The organism is Bacillus sp. RC242 (assembly GCF_044908245.1).
Taxonomy (GTDB): Bacteria; Bacillota; Bacilli; order Bacillales; family Bacillaceae_G; genus Bacillus_A; species Bacillus_A mycoides.
The window spans coordinates 329,849-356,015 of the sequence record NZ_JBIYCZ010000001.1 but is presented as its reverse complement, the minus strand read 5'-3'; the positions used below and the strand labels follow the sequence as shown (position 1 = coordinate 356,015).

Here is a 26,167-nt window from a genome sequence, read left to right as displayed (position 1 = left end):
CACTTTTCTGTGAGGGGAATGAAAAGGATGAATCTAGATTTTTCGGCAATTACGCCTTCAATACCATATATATTAAAGGGATTAGAAGTTACATTGAAAATTGTAGCTGCATCAGCTGTGGTAGGATTTATTTTAGGAACGTTATTAGCACTTTGCAAAATTGCTAGAATACGAGTATTAAATATTGCAGCAGATATATATACTTCAATATTTCGTGGTACACCACTAGTATTACAATTAATGATTATTTATTTCGGTGTTCCGCAAATGATTGGATATGAGATACCAGCCTTTTTAGCAGCTGTACTTGCATTTAGTTTAAATTCAGGTGCATATATGTCAGAAGTAATTCGTGCCGGCATTCAAGCGGTTGATAAAGGACAAACAGAAGCAGCTATGGCTTTAGGGATTCCTTACGGGAAAATGATGAAAAATATTATTTTTCCTCAAGCTTTAAAAAATATATTACCAGCACTTGTAAATGAATTTGCGACTCTTACGAAAGAATCGGCTGTAGTAACTGTAATTGGAGCCACAGATTTAATGCGCCGTGCTTATATTGTAGGTGGTGAAACATTTAAATATCTTGAACCATTACTGTTTGTTGGACTTATTTATTATATGTTAGTCATTATTCTTACATTAGTCGGGAAAGCCATTGAAGGGAGAATGAAGAAAAGTGATTAAAGTTGAAAACCTTCATAAATCATTTGGGAAAAATGAAGTATTAAAAGGAATTACAACAACGATTGAGAAAGGAGAGGTTGTTGCAATTATTGGACCGTCTGGATCTGGAAAGTCAACGTTTTTACGTTGTATGAATGTATTAGAAGCGCCGACAGATGGTCACATTTGGATTGGAACGGAAGAAGTAACGAATCCGAAAACAAATATTATGCACGTTCGTGAAAATGTCGGAATGGTATTTCAACATTTTCACTTATTCCCTCATATGACTGTATTAGAAAATATTACGTATGCTCCTATCAATGTAAAAGAAGTAACGAAGCAAGAAGCTGAAAAAAAAGCTGAGAAACTTCTAGAAAAAGTGGGGTTATTAGATAAGAAAGATGCATATCCAAATCGTCTTTCAGGAGGACAAAAGCAGCGTGTAGCAATTGCAAGAGCGTTAGCGATGGAACCGGAAGTTATGTTATTTGATGAACCGACCTCTGCGCTAGATCCAGAAATGGTGAAAGAAGTGTTAGAAGTTATGAAATCATTAGTTACGACAGGAATGACGATGGCAATCGTTACACATGAAATGGGATTTGCAAAAGAAGTAGCAGACCGTGTTCTCTTTTTAGATGGTGGAAAGCTCGTAGAAGATAGTAATCCGGAAGAGTTTTTTACAGCACCCAAAAGTGACCGTGCAAAAGAATTTTTGCAAAAGATATTGTAATATGTGAAGGGTACGTGAATAATAGGTAGAAAAGGATGACATTGCGTCATCCTTTTTTTATACTATTTTTAAATACATTTATACATATAGGAGTAATGATATGTTTAAAATTGGATATAGAACAGTGAAAACAGCGCTTGGAACGGGAGCGGCAGTTTTTATTGCTCAGTTATTAGGATTAGAATTTTATAGTTCAGCTGGTATTTTAGTCATTTTATGTGTGCAAAATACGAAACGAAAATCCGTTCAAGTATCGTTGCACCGTTTTTTAGCTTGTGTATTATCGATGGTATTTGCGTTTTGTATTTTTGAAACGATTGGTTATACACCACTTGCGATTAGCGTATTACTGCTTACCTTTATTCCAACTGCAGTTATGTGCAAAATTCAAGAAGGGATTGTCACGAGTTCGGTTATCGTTATGCATCTGTATTCATTAAAGCAAATTACATGGTCTATAGTTGGTAATGAAATTGCTATATTAACGATTGGAATTAGTGTCGCTTTATTAGTAAACATGTACATGCCAAGCAGTGAGAATAAACTGAAAGAGTATCAAGGAAAAATAGAAGAGCATTTCAGAACGATTTTGTTTGAAATGGTCGTTTATTTACGGAATCGAGATAGTAATTGGAGTGGGGCCGAATTAATTGAAACAGAAATGATGCTGAAAGAAGCGAAAGATTTATCATTTAAAAAACTTGAGAATGAATTTATGCGTGAAGATGACTATTATTATCGGTATTTTGATATGCGTATGCAACAATTTGAAATTTTGGAGCGCATGATACCATTAGCTGCATCACTATCTTGGACGTATGAACAAGCTGATATGATTGCAGACGTAATTGAAAATATAGGGAATTCTATTCGACCTGAAAGTACAGGGGTCATTTCGTTAAGACAACTTCAAGAAATGCGAGAAGTATTTAGAGAAATGCCTTTACCAGTCTCGCGAGAAGAATTTGAAATACGTGCAAAACTTGTTCAACTTGTTTATGAGATGGAGCAATATTTACTCATTAAAAGTCGTTTTAAGGGAAAGGATAATATAAAAGAACTTATTTAGAAGGTAGGAACTATATATGCCGTATCTTCTTTCTTTAGTATTATGTCTTTCTCTATCACCGATCTGGCCTCTTGGTGATAACCCACGTGCTGGAGATCCTTTTATAATTGTAAATAAAGCAACGAATAAACTAGCTTACATCGATGATGGGAAGATCCAAAAGGTTTTTCCAGTAGCGACAGGGAAAACAAATGAATTAACCCCAGAAGGAACCTTTGACATTGTATTGAAGGCGAAGGATCCCTATTATATTGCGAAGGATATTCCTGGGGGCTCTCCAAAAAATCCACTTGGATCGAGGTGGATGGGATTTAATGCAAGAGGAACGGATGGAAGTAAGTATGGGATACACGGGACAAACCAGCCTAGTTCAATTGGAAAATATATTTCGCAAGGATGTATAAGAATGAAGAAACATGATGTGGAATATTTGTTTGATCGTATTCCAATTGGAACAAAAGTATCGATTGTGAAATCGAAAAAAACATTTCAGCAATTGGCGAAGGAAAAAGGGGCCATAGTATTTGGAAAAGTCAACGAAACGGTTGGCTTTTTCTTTTATTATAAGTTGTCTTGACATGTGTACATAACCATGCGTTAATGAGAATATATAAAGATAATTGAGTAAAGGGGTTGCTCATATGTATTTAAATCCAAAAATTTCTTACATGCAGTTTTGTGTTGGTTTTCTATTTGTTATTACATTCATATTGGCAACTTTTAATATATGTTCTTACGTTGTAGCGATTGTATTTATGGCATTACTCAATCTTACTTTTGTTATTGGGGCATTTCAGCAGAAACAATATACAAGTTTTGTAATAGCACTTGTAATGGCTTTTTCCTTTAGCATTGTAGCAATTGTAATATATATAAAATAAAATGTTCATTACAAGATAGACTATCTCGATTTCGAGATGGTCTATTTTGTATGTGTAAGCAGTAAAAAAAGGACGAGTGAATCGTCCTTTTTACCAAAACATACTTGCGCCAGTAAGTAATGTTGTTACAAGCATAGAAATTAACATTATATAAACCATAATTTTTTGAGCTTTTTTATGCATCGTTAAACCTCCTTGCAAATCAGTACAATTTCATTGTAACGAGAAATGAAATTGTGGACAAGGGGAGAGAAAGGACAAAATTCGGGAAGGGGGTGCAAAATATTACAGGAAATTTGAGCATACGTAGAGAATATGTTAAAAGATAGATTATTAATTTTTTGTTATGCAAGCTGAAGAATGGAGATACAATGATGAAAATATACGAGACAGATCGTTTACATTTAAGAGAAATTGATGAGTCGTATGCGGAAAAAGTTCTTCAATATTACGACAAAAATCGTGAATTTTTAAAAGCGTGGGAAGAGTATAGACCGGAGGGTTTTTTCACGTTAGATTATCAAAAGAAAAAGTTACAAAAGGATAGAAAAGAGTTCGCGGAAGGCAAGATTATCAGGCTTTGGATTTTTAAAAAGGGTGATGATACAAAAATTATTGGATGTATTTCATTTAATCTAATTGTTCGCGGAATTTATCAATCTTGTGTACTCGGTTATAAATTAGATAAGGAAGAATTGAATAAAGGTTACACAACAGAAGCGCTTAGAAAAGCAATTCAAGTTACCTTTGAAGAATTTCATTTACATCGTATAGAAGCACCAATTATGCCACGAAATTTAGCATCTATACAAGTAGTGACGAAGATAGGATTTCAATATGAAGGTGTATCTCGAAAAATGCTAATGGTAAATGGCATCTGGGAAGATCATATGCGCTGGGTATTGTTAAACGAGTAATAGAAGGCAGATGGGTATCTAGATGTGTTAACCATCTGTTTTTTGTCTTGTATTTCGAAACTTTTGCGAAATTCTGTTATAATTAATGTAGTTACATACATAATGGTAGTGCAGGAGGCGCAGTCTTATGATTAATCAAGAACGTTTAGTAAATGAATTTATGGAGTTAGTACAAGTAGATTCTGAAACGAAATTTGAAGCAGAAATTTGCAAAGTGTTAACAGAGAAATTTACTGCTTTAGGTGTGGAAGTATTTGAGGATGACACGATGGGTGTGACTGGTCATGGTGCAGGTAACTTAATTTGTACTTTACCAGCAACAAAAGACGGTGTTGATACAATTTATTTCACTTCTCATATGGATACAGTAGTTCCTGGTAATGGAATTAAGCCTTCTATTAAAGATGGGTATATCGTATCAGATGGTACTACAATTTTAGGAGCCGATGACAAAGCTGGATTAGCATCTATGTTTGAAGCGATTCGTGTCTTAAAAGAGAAAAACATTCCTCATGGTAAAATTGAATTTATTATTACAGTTGGAGAAGAATCTGGTCTTATTGGCGCAAAAGCGTTAGACCGCGAGCGCATTACAGCAAAATATGGTTATGCATTAGATAGTGATGGAAAAGTTGGTGAAATTGTAGTTGCAGCGCCAACACAAGCGAAAGTGAATGCGATTATTCGCGGGAAAACAGCTCATGCTGGCGTAGCACCAGAAAAAGGTGTATCTGCAATTACTATCGCAGCAAAAGCAATCGCAAAGATGCCACTTGGTCGTATCGATTCTGAAACAACTGCAAATATTGGACGTTTTGAAGGTGGTACACAAACAAATATCGTTTGCGATCATGTTCAAATCTTTGCAGAAGCTCGTTCTTTAATAAATGAGAAAATGGAAGCACAAGTTGCAAAAATGAAAGAAGCATTTGAAACAACTGCAAAAGAAATGGGTGGTCATGCAGACGTTGAAGTAAACGTTATGTATCCAGGATTTAAGTTTGCTGCTGGCGATCACGTTGTAGAAGTTGCGAAACGTGCAGCTGAAAACATTGGTCGTACGCCTTCTCTTCACCAAAGTGGTGGCGGAAGTGATGCGAACGTAATCGCAGGAAATGGTATCCCAACAGTTAACTTAGCAGTTGGTTATGAAGAAATTCATACAACAAATGAAAAAATTCCTGTTGAAGAATTAGCGAAAACAGCAGAATTAGTTGTAGCTATTATCGAAGAAGTAGCGAAGTAAGTAATAAAGTCAAAAAGACGCGTGAACCAATTATGGTTTACACGTCTTTTTTTTATTTTGATTCAATTGCTTTCACAAGGCGGATAAGCCAATATAAGAAGACCCATGGAAGTACATAAGTTGTTGTAAAACGTATGAAATGAGAGAAGATTCCTAAAGCGTAAATGTTAATGTTAAAAAGGGGAAGTAACAAATAATTAATCGCAAGGATTACTATAATAATAATAAATACATAATTGAGTTTATTATGTTGTTTCATAACGATTCATCTCCTTTACAATAATATCCATTTGTTACGTACAGTATAACAAAAAATAGATAGAGAAAAGCCAATAATTATTATAAAGTGTAAAGAAATTTGATATAATGAAGGAACAAATGTTCTTTGAGGGGTGAGTAGTATGCGAGAAATGTATCCGAAAAATGGTCGTGTCATTTTACATGTAGATATGAATTGCTTTTTCGCATCTGTTGAAATTGCTCATGACCCATCATTACAAGGAAAGCCATTAGCGATTGCGGGGAATGAAAAAGAGAGAAAAGGGATTATCATAACATGTAGTTATGAGGCGAGAGAATATGGAATACGTACGACGATGCCTCTATGGGAAGCGAAGCGATTATGCCCGCAAATAGTTGTGAGGCACCCTAATTTTACATTATATCGAGAAGCTTCATTTCAAATGTTTCAAATTCTTTCCCGTTTTACAGAAAAAATACAACCGTTTTCTATAGATGAAGGGTATTTAGATATTACAGATTGCTATGCGCTCGGTTCGCCTCTTGAAATAGCGAAGATGATTCAACAAGCGTTACTAACAGAGTTACAGCTTCCATGTAGCATTGGGATTGCCCCAAACCTTTTCCTAGCAAAGACTGCTTCAGATATGAAAAAACCTCTTGGAATTACAGTACTTCGAAAGCGTGATATCCCAGAAATTATTTGGCCACGATCAGTTGCAGAGATGCATGGAATCGGAGAGAAAACAGCTGAAAAACTAAAAGACATTCATATACATACAATTGAACAGTTAGCAAAAGGAGACGAGCATATCATTCGCGCTAAAATTGGAAAGCACGGTGTTGATTTACAAAAACGTGCAAAAGGTATGGATGACAGGGAAGTTGATCCGAATCAAATGGGACAACATAAAAGCGTTGGAAATTCGATGACTTTCTCAAAGGATATGGACGAAGAAAAAGAATTACTTGATATGTTAGAAAGATTATCGAAATCAGTAAGCAAAAGGCTACAAAAACGAACTCTCGTTAGTTATAACATTCAAATTATGATTAAATACCATGATCGTCGCACGGTAACACGGAGTAAACAATTGAAAAATGCAATATGGGAAGAACGGGTTATTTTCCAATCAGCATCACGTTTATGGAAGCAACACTGGGATGGTGATTCTGTTCGTCTGTTAGGTGTTACAGCTACTGAATTAGAGTGGAAGACAGAATCAGTGAAACAGTTAGATTTGTTTTCATTCGAAGAAGATGCGAAAGAAGAGCCGTTACTTGCTGTTATTGATCAAATTAATGAAAAGTATGGAACACCTCTTTTACAGAGAGGTAGTCAATTATTGCGTAAGCAAGAAAAGTCTTTTCAGCAAAAATTAGAAAATAAGTTTATGTAGAAGGTTTTAGAGATTTAAACCCTTCTTTTTTAGCCCCATACTAAGTTGAAACAAAAAGATTGAATGAGTATGGATTACTTTTAGTTATTCCTAGCAGTTGCTAATAACTTGAAAATAAAACAGAAGGTGTCATGAATATTAAACCTTCTGTTTTATTCATGACACCTTTATGATTTAACTTGCTTCTAAGTCTAGTGTTGTCTTCCACCCCGCGGCAGTAACACCAGATTCTAAAAGCATTCTACTTACTATTTTTTCAATTAAGACAGCTGCATTTGTATTGCAATGTAATGTAGCTTGTATACATACTTTTTGGTTAGAATCAACGTCTTCACTGTACAATTCTTTTAAACCGATACCTTCAGAACTTACCATGTGCATGAGAAGAAAACGAATATGTGCTTCATTTTCTTCTGAACAAGTAAGAGAAAGTAAGTAGTTTGTTTGCTCGGGTAAATCTTCTTTTGATTTATTATTCATAAATAGAGCGATTGGGCGTAGTAGTATATTTGCTAGTAAGACGCCGGCTGCACCTAGCATAGCTGCAACGAGGAAGCCAGCACCTGTAAGAGTACCAACAGCAGCTGCACACCATAAAGTTGCCGCTGTATTTAACCCTCTAATACTAAAACCGTCACGAATAATAACACCGCCTCCTAAAAAGCCAATACCACTAACAACTTGAGCGGCGATGCGTGATGGACTAGCATCATGATCAAGCATGACGGATAATAAAACAAATATACAGGCGCCAAGTGATACGAGAGCATTTGTCCGCAAACCAGCCATTCGATGTCTCCATTGTCTTTCCATTCCGATGCAAGCTCCTACAATAATTGCTATAAATAACCTTAATACGATGTCATACCATATCATCATGGTCACCTCCATACATATAAGTACATGTTATATTTTTTGAGAATGAGTGAGAAATACCCACTCATTCTCATTTTTACAACCAGCTATGGAATTTTTTAATATAAAGCTTTTTCAGGAATTGTGTTAAGAAAGCATAACCTAATAATATTCCTATGAGCCACGGGAAATAGCTTAGTGGTAATGCTTGTAAACCAATTGCTGCACCAAGTGGTGAGAATGGAATGTAAATTCCGATTGCCATAATACAAGCGGTTAATACAAGAACTGGTATTGATGCTGTACTTTGAATGAACGGAATTTTCTGTGTTCTGATCATGTGGACAATTAATGTTTGAGTTAGTAACCCGACGACAAACCAACCAGATTGGAATAGTGATTGTTCTCCAGGTGTATTTGCACCGAATACATTCCACATGACAACGAATGTGATAATATCGAATATAGAGCTAATTGGACCGATGCAAATAATGAAGTTACGCAAGTTTGCAGTATCCCATTTTCTAGGCTTCTCTAGAAATTCCTTATCCATTTTATCCCATGGAATTGAAAGCTGTGAAATATCATAAAGTAAGTTTTGAATTAAGAGATGAATTGCAAGCATCGGTAAAAATGGAATGAAAGCACTTGCTATTAATACACTAAATACATTTCCGAAGTTAGAGCTCGCCGTCATTTTGATATATTTTAAAATATTGCCGAACGTAGTACGTCCCTCTAAAATACCTGCTTCTAATATAGTTAAACTTTTTTCGAGTAAAATAATATCAGAAGATTCTTTTGCGATATCGGTAGCGGTATCAACAGATATTCCAACGTCAGCTTCACGTAATGCCACGGCATCGTTAATGCCATCGCCCATGTAACCTACAGTATGACCATTACCTTGTAATACGTGAATAATACGAGATTTTTGCATTGGATTTAGTTTTGCGAACACTGTTGTTTCTTCTGCCAGTTTTGCTAATGCTTTATCTGGTAAAGAATCGATTTCGTAACCGAGGACAGGCTCTCCTATATTTAATCCAACGTCTTTACAAACCTTTCTTGTAACAATTTCGTTATCACCAGTTAAGATTTTCACTTGTACGCCGTGTTTTTGCAATGCTTGAATTGCAGAAGCAGCAGATGGTTTTGGTGGATCTAAAAAGCCGATATATCCAGTAAGGATCATAGCGGATTCATCTTGTACTGCATAAGCTTTATGATAAGGTTTGTTATCTTTCTTGTATGCTACAGCGATGACACGCATTCCTTCACTATTTAAAGTTTCGCTAAGATGTTTTACATTTGCTCTCATTTCTTCAGTGAGAGGGACAATTTGCCCATCAACTTCAGTGTAATTACAGATTGATAAAATTTCTTCTACGGCACCTTTACAAACCATTGTATGTTCACCTGAAATATCTTTCACGATGACAGACATACGACGACGAGCAAAATCGAATGGAATTTCATCTAGCTTTTGAAAAGCTGATGGATCAAATTTATGGTTTTCCTCTGTATGTTCAATAACAGCTTTATCTATTAAATTTTTCAATCCCGTTTGATAGAAGCTATTTAAATAGGCAAAGTGTAATACACGATCGCATTCATTTCCGTTAGGATCTAAATGACGAACTAGGACAACTTTATCTTCTGTTAAAGTTCCAGTTTTATCTGTGCAAAGAATGTTCATAGCACCTAAGTTTTGAATAGAGTTGAGCTGTTTTACAATTACTTTTTGTTTAGACATGTTAACGGCACCTTTAGCTAAATTAGCAGTTACAATCATTGGCAGCATTTCAGGTGTAAGACCAACTGCAACAGCAATAGCAAAGAAGAAAGCTTCTTGCCAATCTCCTTTTGTGAATCCATTAATGAGAAGGACAATGGGTGTCATAATAAGCATGAATGTGATTAAGAGCCAACTTACTTTGTTTACGCCTTTATCAAAGCTTGTTTCTGCACGTTTTCCGATAACCTTTTTTGCTAAAGAGCCGAAATACGTATCCGTACTAGTTGAAACAACAACAGCTTTTGCGCTACCGCTAACAATATTTGTACCCATAAAGCAAAGGTTTTCCATATCGAGCGGATTGTAATTTTTTTTCATATTTTTCGGTAATATATGTTTATTTTCCGTATGGTAGCAGTTTTCGTATTTTTCTACAGGAAGTGCTTCCCCGGTTAAAGAAGACTGATTAACAAATAAATCTTTTGCGGATAAAATACGCACATCAGCTGGCACGATATCACCAGCTGAAAGTGAAATAATATCGCCAGGTACAAGTTCTTCAATTGGAATTTCTGTTGTGTAATTTCGATTTAAATTTGTTACGTTTTTTGTTTCGTTTTTTGTTTCGTGTACAAATCCATCTATTCTAAAGACACTCGCAGTTGTTCGAACCATAGCCTTTAACTTATCCGCCGCTTTCTGAGAGCGGAATTCTTGTAAAAAGCGAATCGTTGCACTTAGCAGTACCATTACAGATACGACAATTGTTCCTTGTATATCATCTGTGAAAAAAGAGAGTGCTCCAAGAGCTAACAAAACAAAAATAAATGGATTTTTAAATGCCAGCAGAAATTGAATATACCATGGCAATGTTTTATTATGAGCAATTTCGTTCGGACCGTATAAAGAAAGTCTACGAGACGCTTCTTGTTTAGAGAGACCATCTTGTGTTGTTTCTAAGAGTTTTAATGCAGAGTTTACATCCTGTGTTGCAACTTCCACTAATAATTCGTTATTTGCTTTCATGCTATCTTGATCGTAAGTATGCTTTGTTTCTTGTCTTTGTAAATTTAACATTGGTAGTTCCTCCTCTTTCATGAAGGAGGAAACAATCTGTTACTCGACTATTTAAAATTGGGAGGAACAGCTTCTTTCCTACCTACATGGTGAAATATTAACGTAAAACATATGGGTATCTGGGCCGAATCATCACTTGCCACTGTTCCTCACCTCCGTACAATTAGTAGTTTCTGAATATGCTATGTTTGTTTCATAGTAGGGTGCATAAAGATATAAAAAAGACCTTTACTCAAAACGAGTAAAGGTCTGAATTCATAGTCAAAAAGAGTCAACAACAAAGACTGTTAGTAAACATAGATAAAAACAGTTTTTGTGTATGACAAAACATACGCACCTCTCCCTCGTTGAGTTTTAGCACTGTATAGCATAGGTACTGAAACCAGCTACGTTAAGAAAGGCCTTCATTCCGACCTTTCCTGTTGACCCATTGGCGTCTCTCGACATTTTTGGGCAGCAGCGTTTCTCTATACAGGAGCCTCACCTAACAGAGACCATATTCAATTACACGTTGAATATTAGCACTGTAAAATCGTAGTGTCAATATCTTTTTAATCTGTTTTTTTGAAAAATCAAATAGATTTATGATGGCTATATAGTAGGAAATAAGCGGAGTTTTTGAAATAAGGCGGGAAAATAAATACTTTAATGAACATAAATAAAAAGCACTGATTACAGTGCTTTTTATTATAGATTATGAGATTGTAGGATTTTCAAAAATAACAATTTCTGAGTTACTTGTTGTTGAAACGCGTTGTGCGTAATATGTTAAAGCTGAAGAAATATATGTTGGTAACGTCTCATTTGTATGTGATGTTGTATATTCATGGATTAATTCTTTTAAAGTCGTCCATTCTAATTGTGCTGGGTGATCAGAAACGAAAGAACTTACCCAGCGATCAAATGAAGATGAAAAATCAGTTTGTAAACGAAATACTTCTTTCATAATAAAACGCTCCCTTAAAATGTAGTACAATCATTTTACCACAAAATACGAACGATAGCTAAATTTTTTAAGTATAATGTTCGTGTTATATAGTTGTCTAGATGATTGGTTATACAAATTCAATTTGCCATTTGAAATAACATTCCGTAAGATGAAAGATAGATTATATAAAGAGCTGGAGGAAAGAAAGTGGAATTTGTATTTTTAGGGACTGGTGCAGGTGTTCCTTCAAAAGGAAGGAATGTTTCAGCAATTGCTTTGCAGTTGTTAGAAGAACGAGGACAGACTTGGTTATTTGACTGTGGCGAGGCGACGCAACATCAAATACTACATACGTCTGTACGTCCACGCCGCATTGAAAAAATATTTATTACGCATTTACATGGCGATCATATTTTTGGATTGCCGGGTTTATTGGGTAGCCGTTCGTTTCAAGGTGGAACAACAAAATTAACAGTGTACGGACCAAAAGGAATTAAACAATTTATTGAAGTGGCATTATTAGTAAGTACGACACATGTTAAATATCCACTTGAAATCGTTGAGATTACGGAAGAAGGTATTGTGTTTGAGGATAATGAATTTTGTGTAGAAACAAAAAGGTTATCACATGGAATTGAATGCTTCGGATATCGAATTGTAGAGAAAGATATACAGGGAGCTCTTTTAGTGGATAAGTTACTGGGAATGGGTGTGAAACCTGGTCCAGTTTTTAAACGCTTAAAAGATGGTGAAGTAGTTGAATTAGAGAATGGCACAGTGTTAGATGGAAAAGATTTTATTGGCCCGCCTCAAAAAGGAAGAGTTATTACAATTTTAGGCGATACACGATATTGCGAAGCGAGTAGAGAGCTTGCGCAAGATGCTGACGTACTTGTTCATGAAGCGACTTTTGCGGCAGAAGATGAACAACAAGCGTATGATTATTTTCATTCCACATCTAAGCAAGCTGCGAGTATTGCACTTCAGGCAAATGCAAAACGCTTAATATTGACTCATATTAGTTCTCGTTATCAAGGAGATACATATAAGGAATTATTGAAAGAGGCAAGAGAGCTATTTTCTAATACAGAAATAGCTACGGATTTAAAATCATTTCCAGTAGAAAGATAATAATGTTGTGAAAAAATGGTGACGATAGGTTGCCATTTTTTTTATTTCTAAAAAAAATTAAAAATAAAACTGTTATCATTTTATTTTTATATAGGATGACACAGAAATTTTTAATGATGTGAAGATATAGGATAAAAATACATAATACCGATTATTTAGAAAAACTGTTATATAAGTCAGACGACATACGAGTGGTACAAGTAGCGAAAATGGATTTTTATTCAGAACTTTTAAAATTCATTAAAAGTAAGCGTTTTATTAAAAACAAGCTATAATGAGGGCAGATTATAATTTATTGTAGGCTACATGCGTTTTAGCCATTTGTCATAACAAGTGAAGTTGACTAAATCGTGAGAGAGCAACATGGAAATTATAATAGGAAGGATATTACTATTATTTGTACTAAGTCTTTTTTTCCTTTTTAGCTTTAAAATATCAAAAGGTATGAAAGCAATGGGAGTTTCACTTGTTTATGCTATGCTTGTAAGGGGTTCTGTGTTAAACTTTGGATTGCTACCAGACTTTATTGTGGACTATCTTATATTATTTTTAAATGCAGGTAATGCTAAGTTTCTTATTTATTATTATAACTGGTATTATTTCAGGATATATTGCTTCACTGTTATTCAAAAACTATCCAATTCTTACAGCGGAACAAATTCGTGGTACGACTGGAACAGCAACCGATTCGGTAGCTTAATAGAATAGTAAATAATTTTTTCATAGAGGTTTAGGGGGAGTTATGATGAAGTATCGCTCAGTGTTTGATATTATTGGTCCGGTTATGATTGGTCCATCAAGTTCACATACAGCAGGCGCGGCAAGAATGGGGCAAGTTGCTCGTCAGCTGTTTCGTCATGAACCAGAGAGAGTTAGCATTTCATTATATGGTTCATTTGCAAAAACATACCGTGGTCACGGTACGGATGTAGCGCTAATCGGTGGAATACTAGGATTTGAAACAGATGATTTACGTATTCCAAGTGCGTTAGATATTGCAAAAGAACGCGGGATTGAAGTGGAATTCATTGAAGAAGATGCAAATGCTCCGCATCCAAATACAGCGAAAATTCGTCTGTATAAAGGTGAAGAGGAAATTGAAGTTGTTGCTTGCTCAATTGGTGGCGGTAAAATTGAAGTTGTAGAATTAAACGGATTCGATCTTCAATTAACAGGCACGAGTCCAGCACTACTTATTGTAAATAACGATCGCTTTGGTGCTATCGCAGCTGTAGCTTCAATCCTTGCTAAGCATGAGATTAACATAAGTACAATGAGTGTTTCTCGTAAAGAAAAAGGAAGAAGAGCGCTTATGGTCATTGAAACAGATGAATTATTAGCAGATGAAGTAATTGCGGAAATAAATGGGCAACAAAATATTTGTCAAGTAACTATTATGGATTAATTGCAGGGGGGACACACCATGTTTCGGAACGCAGCGGAACTAGTGGCGCAAGCTAAAGAGCAAAATGTAAAAATCGCAGAAATTATGATTCAATGTGAAATGCAAACAAGAAATATCTCACGTGAAGAAGTAATTGCTGGAATGGAAAAGAACTTAGTCGTGATGGAACAAGCAGTAGAACGCGGTATTCGTGGTGTAAAATCACCGACTGGTTTAACTGGCGGGGATGCTGTGAAAGTCCAAGCGTATATGCAGAGTGGAAAAGGTTTATCTGGAGATACGATTTTGGACGCAGTGAGTAAAGCTGTTGCGACAAATGAAGTAAATGCGGCGATGGGAATTATTTGTGCAACACCAACAGCAGGATCTGCTGGAACAGTGCCAGGTGTACTGTTTGCACTGCAAGAAAAATTACAGCCGACACGCGAAGAAATGATTGAATTTTTATTTACAGCAGGAGCTTTCGGTATGGTTGTTGCGAATAATGCTTGTATTTCTGGCGCGGCAGGAGGTTGCCAAGCTGAAGTAGGTTCAGCAAGTGGAATGGCAGCTGCAGCAGCAGTTGAGATGGCTGGTGGAACACAAGATCAAGCAGCTACAGCGATGGCGATTTCATTAAAGAATATGCTTGGTTTAGTATGTGATCCTGTTGCAGGGCTTGTAGAAGTACCTTGTGTAAAACGTAATGCAGCAGGAGCTGCGAATGCCATGATTTCAGCTGATTTATCATTAGCTGGTGTAACTAGTACAATTCCATGTGATGAAGTCATTGAGGCGATGTTTAGAATTGGACAAACGATGCCAGTAGCACTTCGTGAAACAGCAGAAGGTGGCCTTGCAGCAACACCGACAGGTCGTCGTTTGCAAGAAGAGATTTTTGGTAAGAGTAATAACTAAAAGCATATCATATGATTAAAGTAAAAACGGAGCTCAAATAAAGTTGAGCTCCGTTTTTTTATTTTTCTTTTGCTATTTCTTCTAATGTTTTTCCAAGATCGTGTGATCGTTTCGTTGCTTGTGTAATACATGAGATTAATGCTTGTTGAAAATTATGCTCCTTTAATACTTCAATACCTGCTTCAGTTGTTCCGCCAGGAGAAGTAATTTCTTTTCGCAAAATAGAAGGGTGTTTTTCGCTTGCTTTTAGCATTTCAGCAGAACCAATCATCGTCTGAAGAATAAGAGATTTTGCAACATCTTCTTTTAAACCAATTTTTTTTGCTGCCTCTTCCAGTGCCTCTACCACGTAATAAATATAAGCTGGTCCACTTCCAGATAATGCAGTGATAGCATGCATATCTTCTTCTTCTACAACAGAGACGAGACCAATCGTTTCAAATAAAGATGTTGCAGTGCGAATATGTTCCTCCGTTGTGTGTTCTGAAGGTGAGATAGCGGTAGCGGATTTTAAAATGGCTGCAGATGTATTTGGCATTGCACGAATAATCGGAACGTCTTTTTGAAGTAGGTTTCTAATTGAATGAGTAGAAACACCTGCTAATAACGAAATAATAAGCAAGTCATTATTTATGTATTCTTTAAGAGGAATAACCGCTTCTGCGACATCTTTTGGCTTCATAGCTAGAAAAAGAATATTTGCATCAGCAAGTAATTCCTTTTTATTATGTGTACCTTTGACACCGTATTTTTTATGTAACTCCTGTAATCTTGTCTCGTTAGAACGATTACTTACAGTGACGTGTTCTCCCTTAACAACATTTGCGTTTAATAAGCCACCAATAATCGCTTCGGCAATAGAGCCTGCACCGAGAAAGGAAATGTTTTGCATAGACATGATGTGCCTCCTTTAAATTTGGTTAGAAATACTTATAAATGTACATACATTCGTTTTTTTATGGAAAAGACCTCTTTTTATCTGAAAATAATGACAAATTTATAGGGAAGTTGTAAACTGAAGAGGTATTCATTTTTGAACCGGAAAAAGACAGGGGGGCTAAGCATGACGGCGATTCATCGAATGGAGATTCCTGTTCCATTTGCAGTTGAGACAGTGAATGTGTTTTTAGTTGAGGGAGAAACATTAACGTTAATTGATACAGGGACAAATACAGAAGAAGCAAAGAAAGCACTAGAAAGTCAATTAGGTGCATTAGGATATAAGATAGAAGATATTGAAACGGTAGTGATTACGCATCACCATGCGGATCATTGCGGACTTTTAAATACATTTTCTGAAAAAGTAAAGATTATCGGACATCCTTGGAATGAACCGTGGATTACACAGAATGCTGAATTTTTAAAGAGGTATCATGAATTTTTTAAAGAGACAGCCTTGCAGTTCGGCGTTCCAGCAGTATTTCTGAATGGTGAGGCGTTATTGACGACGAAGACACTTAAATATTCTTGTAATAGATCGTTAACACATACCGTGAGAGAGGGAGATCGTATAGATTCGTTACCTGGATTTACAGTGATTGAAACCCCGGGTCATGCTTCCACTCATATTTCATTATATAGAGAATCTGATGGAATATTAATTGGTGGGGATGCTCTCATTAGTCATATTTCTTCAAATCCAATATTAGAACCACCATATGAAGGGCAAACAGAAAGAGCGCATCCCTTATTGCAGTACAATCAAACGTTAAAACGTTTAAGTGAAATGAATATTTCACGGATTTTATCAGGGCATGGGGAAGATGTTCTGAATGTGAAACAACTTATTGAAACAAGATTACAAAAGCAAGAGACACGTGCTTTTAAAGTGCTTGAACTATTAAAGGAAAAGCCAATGACAGCATTTGAGGTGTGTGTAAAACTATTTCCGGTATTATATAAAGAGCAATTACCACTTACTATCTCAGAAACTGTTGGACAATTAGACTTTTTAGCATATAATCAACAGGTGATGATTGATGAATCTTCACAACAATTGATTTATTATGCAAAGTAGGTGACAGCAATGACGGGACGTTTACAAGAAAAAGTAATCGTCATTACAGGTGCTTCTAGTGGAATTGGAGAGCAAGTTGCAATGCAGGTTGCAGAGCAAGGGGCGACGCCGGTATTAATGGCTCGAACAGAAGAGAAGCTACAAGCATTAGCAGACAAAATTAAAGTAACTTATAATACGCCTTGCTATTACTATGTATTAGATGTAAGTGAAGAAACGAAAGTACAATCTGTTTTTTCAAAGGTATTACAAGAAGTAGGACGTATTGATATATTGGTAAATAATGCTGGGTTTGGTATTTTTAAAACGTTTGAAGATGCTTCAATGGATGAAGTAAAGGATATGTTTCAAGTAAATGTATTTGGATTAGTAGCTTGTACGAAAGCGGTATTACCTAATATGGTAAAAAGGAACGAAGGACAAATTATTAATATTGCTTCATTGGCTGGAAAAATTGCAACTCCGAAGTCGAGTGCTTATGCAGCAACAAAACACGCTGTATTAGGATTTACGAATAGTTTACGTATGGAGTTATCTAACACAAATGTGTATGTAACAGCAATTAACCCAGGACCGATAGAAACGAACTTTTTTGAAATAGCCGATCAATCAGGTACATATGTGAAAAATATGGGACGTTACATGTTAAAACCAACATATGTAGCAGAACAAATCGTAAAGGCGATGCAAACGAAAAAACGTGAAGTAAACTTGCCGAAGTGGATGGGAATGGGGCCAAAGCTCTACGCATTATTCCCAGGTTTATTTGAACGCGTTGCAGGCAAATCATTAAGTAAAAAATAGGAGATTTCCATATGGAAATCTCCTATTTTTTATTTTCCAGTCACATAATCGTAAACGATATCCTCAACAGCCTCGTATACATCAATTTCAGTATTTGAATGAATTATCATTTGAATATGTTTAATTAGCATTGCCTGATCCTCTTTTGAAACAGGATTACATTGATATTGCCGAAAACTTTTTATAATCATTTTCTCAATTAATTTTTTATTCATGTTTTTCCCCGCCTATATGTATACATGTATTGTTTTATTGTACTTGAAGTGAAATGAAAATACTACCATGCACTATTTTTGCATAAAAATCCACTTGTATATATTGTTTTTGTAGCAAAGTTAATATTTTAAAGTTTTTAAAAATTATAAATATTTAATTGACTTTATAATTATGCAATATTATAATCAAACTTAATTTAAAGAATAGATATGAGGAGGAGCTTATGAAAGTCGCAATTATTGGAGCAACTGGATATGGAGGTATTGAGTTAATTCGGTTATTAGAGCAACATCCATATTTTTCGATAGCATCTCTCCATTCTTTTTCACAAGTCGGTGAATTTATAACAAATGTATACCCGCATTTTCGAAATGTTCTTGTCCATACGTTACAAGAAATTGATGCGGAGAAAATAGAGAAGGAAGCTGAAATTGTATTTTTAGCAACCCCAGCGGGAGTATCGGCAGAGTTAACACCAAAATTATTGGCAGTAGGTTTAAAAGTAATTGACCTATCTGGAGACTTTCGTATGATAGATCCCTCGTCATATGAATTGTGGTATAAAAGGCCAGCTGCACAGGAAGAACTTCTTAGGAAAGCAGTATATGGATTAAGTGAATGGAAAAGGCCTGAGATCCAAAATGCAAATTTAATTGCAAACCCAGGATGTTTTGCTACAGCTGCATTATTAGCGGTAGCGCCGTTAGTACGTAGCGGCATGATTGAAGAAGCTTCGATTATTATTGATGCGAAATCAGGAGTATCTGGAGCGGGCAAAACGCCAACAACAATGACTCACTTTCCTGAGTTATACGATAACTTACACATTTATAAAGTTAATCAGCATCAGCACGTTCCTGAGATTGAGCAAATGCTTGCAGAGTGGAATCGTGAAACGAGGCCAATCACGTTTAGTACACATTTAATACCGATATCACGAGGGATTATGATTACACTTTATGCGAAAGTGAAAAAGGAAATGAAAATAGAGCAACTTCAAAAGTTGTATGAAGAAACGTATGAATACTCAGCTTTCGTTCGAGTTCGCTCGCAAGGAGAATTTCCAAGTCCGAAAGAAGTAAGGGGCTCAAATTATTGTGATATTGGGATAGCTTACGATGAAAGAACAGAAAAAGTTACGGTCGTTTCTGTTATAGACAATATGATGAAAGGTGCGGCAGGGCAAGCAGTTCAAAATGCAAATTTATTAGCGGGACTAGAAGAGACAACGGGTTTACAGCATATGCCGCTTTATCCATAAGGGGGAAATTATGATTAAAGCATCGTCTATTACAAAATTAGCAAATGGTTCAATTGTTACACCAAAAGGCTTTTTGGCAATCGGTACTGCAAATGGTCTGAAAAAGGTGAAAAAGGATATGGGTGCAATCGTTTGTGAGGTGCCAGCATCATGTGCCGCTGTGTATACAACAAATCAAATACAAGCAGCGCCGTTGCAAGTAACGAAGGATAGCATAGCAGCAGAAGGGAAATTACAAGCAATTGTTGTAAATAGCGGCAATGCAAATGCTTGTACGGGGATGAAAGGATTGCAAGATGCTTATGAGATGCGAACATTAGGAGCGGAACACTTTGGAATAAAAGAAAAGTACGTCGCAGTCGCTTCAACAGGTGTAATTGGAGTACCTTTACCGATGGGTATCATTCGAAAGGGAATTGAATCTCTTGTGCCAACAAAGGAAGTAAGTGAAGCTTATTCTTTTTGTGAAGCAATTTTAACGACAGATCTTATAACGAAAGAAACTTGCTATGAGATGATAATTGATGGGAAAGCAGTGATCATTGCTGGGGTCGCAAAAGGATCAGGGATGATCAAACCGAATATGGCAACGATGCTTAGTTTTATTACAACAGACGCCAATATAGAGCATGAAGTATTGCAAACAGCATTATCACAAATTACGAATCATACGTTTAATCAAATTACGGTGGACGGAGATACTTCTACAAATGATATGGTCATCGCTATGGCAAGTGGATTATCAGAAACGAAAACGATGAATATGGAACATGAAGACTGGGAAACTTTCGTAGTTGCTTTACAAAAGGTATGTGAAGATTTAGCGAAAAAAATTGCACAAGATGGTGAAGGTGCTACGAAGTTAATAGAAGTAAACGTGTTAGGGGCTAGAACAAATGAAGAAGCAAAGAAAATTGCAAAACAAATAGTCGGTTCCAGTCTTGTGAAAACAGCGATATACGGTGAGGACCCAAATTGGGGACGAATTATTAGTAGTACTGGACAGAGTGAAGTAATTATTAACCCAAATACAATTGATATCACTCTTCAATCTATCGCCGTATTAAAAAATAGTGAGCCTCAAATGTTTTCTGAAGAGGAAATGACAAAGAAATTACAAGAACATGAAATAAAAATTGATGTGTGTTTACATTTAGGAGATGAAACGGGAGCAGCTTGGGGCTGCGACTTAAGTTATGAATATGTGAAAATAAATGCTTGTTATCGTACATAAGGAGAGAGAAGATGAGTGATTATATTGTAGTTAAATGTGGCGGTAGCATGTTGAATCGATTAAATAGTGTCTTTTTTGATTGTATAAAGAAATTGCAAAATAAGTATAAGGTTGTTATTGTCCATGGCGGTGGCCCAGAAATTGATGCCAAGTTAGAAGAATCTAATATCGAGATAGAAAAGAAAGATGGATTAAGAGTAACACCAAAAGAGGTTATGGATGTTGTTCAAATGGTGCTATGCGGAAGTACGAATAAAAAATTCGTAATGAATTTACAAAAACATGATTTACTTGCGGTGGGGCTTTCAGGATGTGACGGTAATTTACTTCAAGTTCAACCTGTTGGCGAAGCGATAGGATATGTAGGAGAAGTAAGTTATGTAGAAACAGCCCTATTGAAAGGGTTGATAGATATGAATTATATTCCTGTCATTGCCCCTATTGGGATAAATGGTAATGAGGTTTATAACATAAATGCAGATACCGCTGCAGCTGGAATAGCATATGCACTATCCGCAAAAGAACTCATTTTTATAACGGACGTAGATGGAGTATTACACGAAGGAAGATTGGTAAAGAAAACGGATGAATATGAAATTCTTACTTTTATAGAACAAGGCGTCATTACAGGTGGAATGATTCCGAAAGTACAGGCGGCACTTACATCGTTAAAAATGGGAGTGGAAAAGGCTAGTATCGTAAATGGTACAAAGGATTTTACTGAGGTTACAGGAGAGTGTGTTGGAACTACGGTAACAAAAGGAGTGAGTATCGTATGACAAACCATCTTTTTCAAACATATGGAAGAAGAGAAATTGAATTTCTAAAGGGCAATGGGGCTAAAGTTATTGATAAAAGTGGTGAGCAATATTTAGATTTCACTTCTGGTATTGGAGTATGTAACTTAGGACATTGTCATCCTACGGTTGTAAAGGCAGTAGAAAAGCAACTTAGAAATATATGGCATATATCTAACTTATTTACGAACTCCTTACAAGAAGAGGTCGCATCATTATTAACAGAAGATACAGCATTAGATCATGTGTTTTTTTGTAATAGCGGGGCGGAGGCAAATGAAGCGGCTTTAAAGCTAGCACGTAAGCATACTGGAAAATCTCTCGTAGTAACATGTGAGCAATCTTTCCACGGGAGAACATTTGGAACGATGAGTGCAACAGGGCAAGATAAAGTGAAAGAAGGATTCGGTCCATTACTTCCGTCTTTTTTACATATACCATTTAACGACATACGAGCATTAGAGGAAGTAATGAATGAAGAAGTTGCGGCGGTAATGGTAGAAGTTATTCAAGGAGAAGGAGGAGTAATATTAGCTGATCCATCCTTTTTGAAGGAAATTGAAAAACTATGTAATCAGTACAATGCTCTTTTTATTATAGATGAAGTACAAACTGGAATAGGCAGAACAGGAACACTATTCGCTTATGAGCAAATGGGAATAGTTCCTGATATCGTTACCATCGCAAAGGCGCTTGGGAATGGTATTCCAGTTGGAGCGATGATTGGCCGAAAAGAACTAGGTTCTTCTTTTACTGCCGGGTCACACGGTTCAACTTTCGGTGGGAATTATATTGCTATGACTGCAGCGAAAGAAGTATTGCAATTCATTAAGGAGCAATCGTTTTTTAAAGAGGTACAGGAAAAGGGCGAGTACGTATTAAAGAAATTGCAAGAAGAATTACGACACGTTGAATGTGTTCAAAATATTCGTGGTAAGGGACTTATGATTGGAATCGAATGCAAGCATGAGGTTGCAAATGTCATAGAACAACTAGAAAAAGCAGGACTTCTCGTATTACAAGCAGGGCCTAATGTTATAAGACTATTACCACCACTTATTGTAACGAATGAAGAGCTAGAACAGGCAATATATATGATAAAAAGAGTGGTTTGTACAAAAAATGCATCAATAATATAAGGGGGAAATTTCATGTCAACTGTACAAGTACCGAAATTAAATACGAAAGATCTTTTAACGTTAGAAGAATTGACGCAAGAAGAAATCATTTCTTTAATTGAGTTCGCTATATATTTAAAAAAGAACAAGCAGGAGCCTTTATTACAAGGGAAAATATTAGGTCTCATTTTTGATAAACATTCAACCCGTACTCGCGTTTCTTTTGAAGCAGGAATGGTACAGCTCGGAGGACATGGAATGTTTTTAAGTGGAAAAGAGATGCAAATTGGCAGAGGAGAAACGGTGTCAGATACTGCGAAAGTACTATCTCATTATATTGATGGAATTATGATACGCACATTTTCGCATGCGGATGTAGAGGAGCTTGCAAAAGAGTCCAGTATCCCAGTTATTAACGGTTTAACTGATGATCATCATCCTTGCCAAGCATTGGCAGATTTAATGACGATATATGAAGAAGTTCATACGTTTAAAGGAGTTAAATTAGCTTATGTAGGTGATGGGAATAATGTATGTCATTCACTATTGCTAGCGAGTGCAAAAGTCGGAATGAATATGACTGTTGCAACTCCTGTAGGGTATGAGCCGAATGAAGAAATTGTTAAAAAAGCATTAGCGATTGCTGATGAAACAGGGGCTGAAATTGAGATTTTGCATAATCCTGAATTAGCGGTAAGTGGAGCAGATTTTATTTATACTGACGTTTGGATGAGTATGGGCCAAGAAGGAGAAGCAGAAAAATATACTTTATTCCAGCCTTTCCAAGTAAATAAAGAGCTTGTTATACATGCAAAGCAAACATATCGTTTCCTGCACTGCCTGCCCGCTCATCGTGAAGAAGAAGTAACTGGAGAGATTATAGATGGGCCACAGTCTATCGTTTTTGAGCAAGCTGGTAACAGGTTGCACGCGCAAAAAGCTTTATTAGTGAGTTTATTTAAAAATATAGAAGAGCCTTCCTAAAAGGGAGGTTTTTTTATATGGAAATGTCGGATGTATATTTAGTTAATTATCTCTATATCATTTATAATAAAAAGAGCAAACTAAATTTGTTTTTCATATCATGTAAGGACATACTAGATAAAAAAATATAGTTAAAGAGATGATGAATTTGAAAACAACTAAGAAAACATATTCGTTTTTTCAGCGGATGTGGAGAATATTAAAGTTTCAATATTTTAGGTTGCTTCGATCGCCAGAAGGAGCAAAGAAAGTGTCACTAGGTTTTGCTATTGGATTTGGTTTAGAAATGTTGGTGATTTATACGGCATCGCTCGTATATTTAATATTTTATCCAATTGTCAGGTTAGCAAAGGGATCTTTTCCAGCCGCAGTCATTGGTAATATTATTGGGAAAATATCGTTTCTCCCAGTATTTTTATTTCCGTTTGCTTATGCGCTAGGAAAAATGATTTACCCATTTCATGTACAGAAAATACATCATGAACCATTTACGATATCAGATTTGTTTTCGAGCCATATTTTTACGATGTTAAAGAGCTTATTACAGAGTGAAGTATATGTATTAATTGGTATGACGATAATAGGAATTGTGTTTGGGGTAATTTCATATTTCGTTGTGCATTATTTATATGAAAAGAATCGTAAGTTACGTTTGAAGAAAAGAAAGAAACAAGTGAGAGAACCACTTGTTCAAATATAAAGAATGTCACATTCATTTTCTCCTTTGAATATGTTTAAGAAAAAGGGGGAGAGAATGAATGTATTATTACTATGTACCTCAAGTATATCCATATACAAATTATTATCCTGTAACTGGAGCGAGACAGCAATTCGGAGTATATCCGCAGCAACAAATACAACAAATGCAACAAATGCAACAGCCTGAGCAGCAACCTGTTCAAGAACGAAAACCGTATTTAATGACATGGCCGTATTCAAATGTATACTATGGTAATTATTACGAATCATAAAGCTGCTTCTATTTAGAAGCAGCTTTATGCGTTTGTTTTCAAAATTAAATTTTGAATGGTTTTAAGAGAATAAATGAGCTTTTCACGCTCTTCCTCAGATAATGTTTGAAAATTTTCTTTTAGTTTGCCTAAAATGAATTGCTGATACTGACTTACTAACATTTTCCCTTCAGTTGTTAGGGAAATTAAAATGACCCTTCGATCTTTTTCGCTATAATGACGCTCTATTAGCTCTTCTTGAATAAGTTTGTTTAATAGAGGGGTCATGTTAGGCCGTGAAATCGCTAGCCGCTTGCCAATTTCTGAAACTGCTAATGTAGCATTTTCATGCAAAAGCAGTAACACTTGCGTATGTGATGGCGGCATATGTCTTTGAGAAGAAAACTCTCCAGGAAGCATAAATTTGCGATAAAAAAGAGGCACTAGCGAAAGAAGATGATCAACAATACGTTCCCACTCGCGTGATTCCATATAACGGCCCCCTTCCACTATCATTGTAACAAAAAAGACAAGGTATAAAAATAGAATTGTTTCATGGTAGCCTTAATATTTGTAGGATAACACTTGCTTTGTAAATGTATTGGCAATAATCGCATAACCGTTATCATTTGGGTGTACTTGGTCAAATAGTAACTCTTTTTTATCATTCGAAATTAATTTGCGAATTGGTAAAACGATCGACGGTTGATGTGCTTTTGAAATAGAATAAATAGAATCATTCCAACCGTCTAAAAACATATCTGCATAACTTGCGATGGAGTCATCTAGTTGTAAAGGGTTATAGAGTTCAGAGAGAATGAGTAAAGCATTCGGATTTTGATCTCGAACGGTCTTTACAATATTTTTCACATCCGTTTCAAAACGGGCTTTTTCTTTATTTAACATTTTAATACCATCTATAACACCTACATCACGATTTAAGCGGAATAAATTATTTCCTCCAATACTAATAGTAATGATATTTGCTTCCCTAATTTTTTGTTGAACTTCTTCTGACTGGACTTTCTTAACAAGACGATCTGTAGTGAGACCATTTACACCGAGGTTTTCTACCGTAATTGGTTTATGAATTTGTCCTTCTAATTGTCTAGAAGCTAATTCGGCAAATCCCCCTTGTGTAGATCCATATCCTTTTGCAAATGAATCACCTAATACGAGGTGATAAAAGGAGTCGTTCGTTTGCTTATCAATCCAACTCGGAGCAGATGTTTTTTCTGCTTTTCCTTCAGTTCCTTTTTGTTCTATCTCATCGTTCTTTTCAAAATTAGAACAAGAAATGATTAGAAGGAGGAGACAAACAATTGTTAAGATGACTTTTTTCATAAATTCATCCTCCTTGTAATTGGTAATTGTATCATATTCAGCAGTATTAGCAATGTAAGGGCATATTATATGTTTATGAAAAGTTTACAATGACTTTACAGAAAATTTGTAGAAGTTTGTCAAAAAATATTGACGATACGAAAGAGTTTTATATATGATAATGTCAGATAAGGTGAAATGCTGCTTAGTGGGAGCTTTATCTCCCGTTAATTGTTAGTCTTCATCAATCGAGCGTTTAAGGGGACTACTCGTTAGC

General features: G+C 35.8%; 30 protein-coding genes and 1 riboswitch. Of the genes, 21 read left to right on the top strand and 9 right to left on the bottom strand.

From position 1 onward, the window contains the following. Window positions 1-27: 27 nt before the first annotated feature. The 5 genes from ABH957_RS01905 (at window position 28) to ABH957_RS01885 (ending at window position 3,352) form a co-directional block, all read left to right on the top strand. Window positions 28-687 (top strand): amino acid ABC transporter permease, encoded by a 660-nt coding sequence (locus ABH957_RS01905; RefSeq protein ID WP_404445277.1) that lies wholly within the window; start codon window positions 28-30, stop codon window positions 685-687. After that, the gene (locus tag ABH957_RS01900; protein WP_404445274.1) at window positions 680-1,402 is read left to right on the top strand and encodes an amino acid ABC transporter ATP-binding protein; all 723 of its coding nucleotides are present in this window, start codon (window positions 680-682) and stop codon (window positions 1,400-1,402) included. The genes ABH957_RS01905 and ABH957_RS01900 overlap by 8 nt, the downstream gene beginning before the upstream one ends. Before the next feature lie 100 nt (window positions 1,403-1,502). Continuing rightward, window positions 1,503-2,471 carry an aromatic acid exporter family protein gene (locus ABH957_RS01895; RefSeq protein WP_002033971.1) on the top strand — a complete coding sequence of 323 codons (969 nt, stop codon included), beginning with the start codon at window positions 1,503-1,505 and terminating at the stop codon, window positions 2,469-2,471. Between the two features lie 16 nt (window positions 2,472-2,487). After that, the gene (locus ABH957_RS01890) at window positions 2,488-3,048 is read left to right on the top strand and encodes a L,D-transpeptidase (protein WP_002067076.1); all 561 of its coding nucleotides are present in this window, start codon (window positions 2,488-2,490) and stop codon (window positions 3,046-3,048) included. 64 nt (window positions 3,049-3,112) lie between these two features. Then, on the top strand, window positions 3,113-3,352 hold the full coding sequence (locus ABH957_RS01885) for a DUF3894 domain-containing protein (protein WP_002088543.1): 240 nt from the start codon (window positions 3,113-3,115) through the stop codon (window positions 3,350-3,352). A gap of 90 nt (window positions 3,353-3,442) precedes the next feature. On the opposite strand, the gene prli42 is transcribed toward ABH957_RS01885, so the two are convergent. Then, window positions 3,443-3,535 (bottom strand): stressosome-associated protein Prli42, encoded by a 93-nt coding sequence (gene prli42 / locus ABH957_RS01880; protein ID WP_000549036.1) that lies wholly within the window; start codon window positions 3,533-3,535, stop codon window positions 3,443-3,445. A 188-nt stretch (window positions 3,536-3,723) separates the two neighbouring features. Here prli42 and ABH957_RS01875 point away from each other — a divergent pair, with 188 nt between their 5' ends. Then, window positions 3,724-4,269 carry a GNAT family N-acetyltransferase gene (locus tag ABH957_RS01875; RefSeq protein WP_002015105.1) on the top strand — a complete coding sequence of 182 codons (546 nt, stop codon included), beginning with the start codon at window positions 3,724-3,726 and terminating at the stop codon, window positions 4,267-4,269. Between the two features lie 127 nt (window positions 4,270-4,396). After that, window positions 4,397-5,515 carry a tripeptidase T gene (locus tag ABH957_RS01870; RefSeq protein WP_404445267.1) on the top strand — a complete coding sequence of 373 codons (1,119 nt, stop codon included), beginning with the start codon at window positions 4,397-4,399 and terminating at the stop codon, window positions 5,513-5,515. A gap of 52 nt (window positions 5,516-5,567) precedes the next feature. On the opposite strand, the gene ABH957_RS01865 is transcribed toward ABH957_RS01870, so the two are convergent. Then, window positions 5,568-5,774 (bottom strand): hypothetical protein, encoded by a 207-nt coding sequence (locus ABH957_RS01865; RefSeq protein ID WP_000809197.1) that lies wholly within the window; start codon window positions 5,772-5,774, stop codon window positions 5,568-5,570. Window positions 5,775-5,916: 142 nt separating this feature from the next. Between ABH957_RS01865 and ABH957_RS01860 the strand changes: the two genes are divergently transcribed. Further along, the gene (locus ABH957_RS01860) at window positions 5,917-7,155 is read left to right on the top strand and encodes a DNA polymerase IV (protein ID WP_404445263.1); all 1,239 of its coding nucleotides are present in this window, start codon (window positions 5,917-5,919) and stop codon (window positions 7,153-7,155) included. 174 nt (window positions 7,156-7,329) lie between these two features. Here the strand turns inward: ABH957_RS01860 and ABH957_RS01855 are convergent, their stop codons facing one another. The 3 genes from ABH957_RS01855 to ABH957_RS01845 all read right to left on the bottom strand — a co-directional run bounded on the left by ABH957_RS01855 (window position 7,330) and on the right by ABH957_RS01845 (window position 11,771). After that, window positions 7,330-8,031 (bottom strand): MgtC/SapB family protein, encoded by a 702-nt coding sequence (locus ABH957_RS01855; protein WP_016096135.1) that lies wholly within the window; start codon window positions 8,029-8,031, stop codon window positions 7,330-7,332. A gap of 76 nt (window positions 8,032-8,107) precedes the next feature. Continuing rightward, window positions 8,108-10,825, bottom strand: a complete 2,718-nt coding sequence (mgtA, locus tag ABH957_RS01850; protein ID WP_404510617.1) for a magnesium-translocating P-type ATPase — start codon at window positions 10,823-10,825, stop codon at window positions 8,108-8,110. Between the two features lie 331 nt (window positions 10,826-11,156). Beyond that, a riboswitch (M-box (ykoK) riboswitch) is annotated at window positions 11,157-11,324 on the bottom strand. 195 nt (window positions 11,325-11,519) lie between these two features. Beyond that, window positions 11,520-11,771 (bottom strand): DUF3932 family protein, encoded by a 252-nt coding sequence (locus ABH957_RS01845; RefSeq protein WP_000665712.1) that lies wholly within the window; start codon window positions 11,769-11,771, stop codon window positions 11,520-11,522. 189 nt (window positions 11,772-11,960) lie between these two features. On the opposite strand from ABH957_RS01845, the gene rnz reads away from it, so the two are divergent. The 4 genes from rnz (at window position 11,961) to sdaAA (ending at window position 15,186) form a co-directional block, all read left to right on the top strand. Further along, the gene (rnz, locus tag ABH957_RS01840) at window positions 11,961-12,884 is read left to right on the top strand and encodes a ribonuclease Z (RefSeq protein ID WP_002014952.1); all 924 of its coding nucleotides are present in this window, start codon (window positions 11,961-11,963) and stop codon (window positions 12,882-12,884) included. A gap of 562 nt (window positions 12,885-13,446) precedes the next feature. Further along, on the top strand, window positions 13,447-13,584 hold the full coding sequence (locus tag ABH957_RS01835) for a hypothetical protein (RefSeq protein WP_002066987.1): 138 nt from the start codon (window positions 13,447-13,449) through the stop codon (window positions 13,582-13,584). Window positions 13,585-13,629: 45 nt separating this feature from the next. Continuing rightward, window positions 13,630-14,289 carry an L-serine ammonia-lyase, iron-sulfur-dependent subunit beta gene (sdaAB, locus tag ABH957_RS01830; RefSeq protein WP_002088527.1) on the top strand — a complete coding sequence of 220 codons (660 nt, stop codon included), beginning with the start codon at window positions 13,630-13,632 and terminating at the stop codon, window positions 14,287-14,289. An 18-nt stretch (window positions 14,290-14,307) separates the two neighbouring features. Further along, window positions 14,308-15,186 (top strand): L-serine ammonia-lyase, iron-sulfur-dependent, subunit alpha, encoded by an 879-nt coding sequence (gene sdaAA / locus ABH957_RS01825; RefSeq protein ID WP_002033842.1) that lies wholly within the window; start codon window positions 14,308-14,310, stop codon window positions 15,184-15,186. A gap of 58 nt (window positions 15,187-15,244) precedes the next feature. On the opposite strand, the gene proI is transcribed toward sdaAA, so the two are convergent. Beyond that, window positions 15,245-16,084, bottom strand: a complete 840-nt coding sequence (gene proI / locus ABH957_RS01820; protein ID WP_002066991.1) for a pyrroline-5-carboxylate reductase ProI — start codon at window positions 16,082-16,084, stop codon at window positions 15,245-15,247. A gap of 165 nt (window positions 16,085-16,249) precedes the next feature. On the opposite strand from proI, the gene ABH957_RS01815 reads away from it, so the two are divergent. Then, entirely contained in the window at window positions 16,250-17,203 is a 954-nt protein-coding gene (locus ABH957_RS01815) for an MBL fold metallo-hydrolase (protein WP_002014957.1), read from the top strand. A gap of 9 nt (window positions 17,204-17,212) precedes the next feature. Then, on the top strand, window positions 17,213-18,007 hold the full coding sequence (locus ABH957_RS01810) for an SDR family oxidoreductase (protein WP_002129013.1): 795 nt from the start codon (window positions 17,213-17,215) through the stop codon (window positions 18,005-18,007). 29 nt (window positions 18,008-18,036) lie between these two features. On the opposite strand, the gene ABH957_RS01805 is transcribed toward ABH957_RS01810, so the two are convergent. Continuing rightward, the gene (locus ABH957_RS01805) at window positions 18,037-18,222 is read right to left on the bottom strand and encodes a YqzH family protein (RefSeq protein ID WP_242307720.1); all 186 of its coding nucleotides are present in this window, start codon (window positions 18,220-18,222) and stop codon (window positions 18,037-18,039) included. A 224-nt stretch (window positions 18,223-18,446) separates the two neighbouring features. On the opposite strand from ABH957_RS01805, the gene argC reads away from it, so the two are divergent. The 7 genes from argC (at window position 18,447) to ABH957_RS01770 (ending at window position 24,588) form a co-directional block, all read left to right on the top strand. After that, a complete protein-coding gene (gene argC, locus ABH957_RS01800) occupies window positions 18,447-19,484 on the top strand; it encodes an N-acetyl-gamma-glutamyl-phosphate reductase (protein ID WP_003191291.1) in 1,038 nt (345 codons plus the stop codon). 10 nt (window positions 19,485-19,494) lie between these two features. Further along, a complete protein-coding gene (gene argJ, locus ABH957_RS01795; RefSeq protein WP_404445251.1) occupies window positions 19,495-20,718 on the top strand; it encodes a bifunctional glutamate N-acetyltransferase/amino-acid acetyltransferase ArgJ in 1,224 nt (407 codons plus the stop codon). Between the two features lie 11 nt (window positions 20,719-20,729). Continuing rightward, window positions 20,730-21,497 (top strand): acetylglutamate kinase, encoded by a 768-nt coding sequence (gene argB / locus ABH957_RS01790; protein WP_404445248.1) that lies wholly within the window; start codon window positions 20,730-20,732, stop codon window positions 21,495-21,497. Then, on the top strand, window positions 21,494-22,654 hold the full coding sequence (locus ABH957_RS01785) for an acetylornithine transaminase (RefSeq protein ID WP_002129009.1): 1,161 nt from the start codon (window positions 21,494-21,496) through the stop codon (window positions 22,652-22,654). The genes argB and ABH957_RS01785 overlap by 4 nt, the downstream gene beginning before the upstream one ends. Before the next feature lie 12 nt (window positions 22,655-22,666). Next, window positions 22,667-23,617, top strand: a complete 951-nt coding sequence (argF, locus tag ABH957_RS01780) for an ornithine carbamoyltransferase (protein ID WP_002014968.1) — start codon at window positions 22,667-22,669, stop codon at window positions 23,615-23,617. A gap of 148 nt (window positions 23,618-23,765) precedes the next feature. Continuing rightward, window positions 23,766-24,317, top strand: coding sequence for a DUF2062 domain-containing protein (locus ABH957_RS01775; protein WP_404445244.1), 552 nt, complete (start codon window positions 23,766-23,768; stop codon window positions 24,315-24,317). Between the two features lie 58 nt (window positions 24,318-24,375). Next, window positions 24,376-24,588, top strand: a complete 213-nt coding sequence (locus ABH957_RS01770; protein WP_404453990.1) for a hypothetical protein — start codon at window positions 24,376-24,378, stop codon at window positions 24,586-24,588. A 24-nt stretch (window positions 24,589-24,612) separates the two neighbouring features. Here the strand turns inward: ABH957_RS01770 and ABH957_RS01765 are convergent, their stop codons facing one another. After that, on the bottom strand, window positions 24,613-25,059 hold the full coding sequence (locus tag ABH957_RS01765; protein WP_404453987.1) for a MarR family winged helix-turn-helix transcriptional regulator: 447 nt from the start codon (window positions 25,057-25,059) through the stop codon (window positions 24,613-24,615). 72 nt (window positions 25,060-25,131) lie between these two features. After that, window positions 25,132-25,911, bottom strand: a complete 780-nt coding sequence (locus tag ABH957_RS01760) for a GDSL-type esterase/lipase family protein (RefSeq protein ID WP_002067002.1) — start codon at window positions 25,909-25,911, stop codon at window positions 25,132-25,134. Window positions 25,912-26,167: the final 256 nt, after the last annotated feature.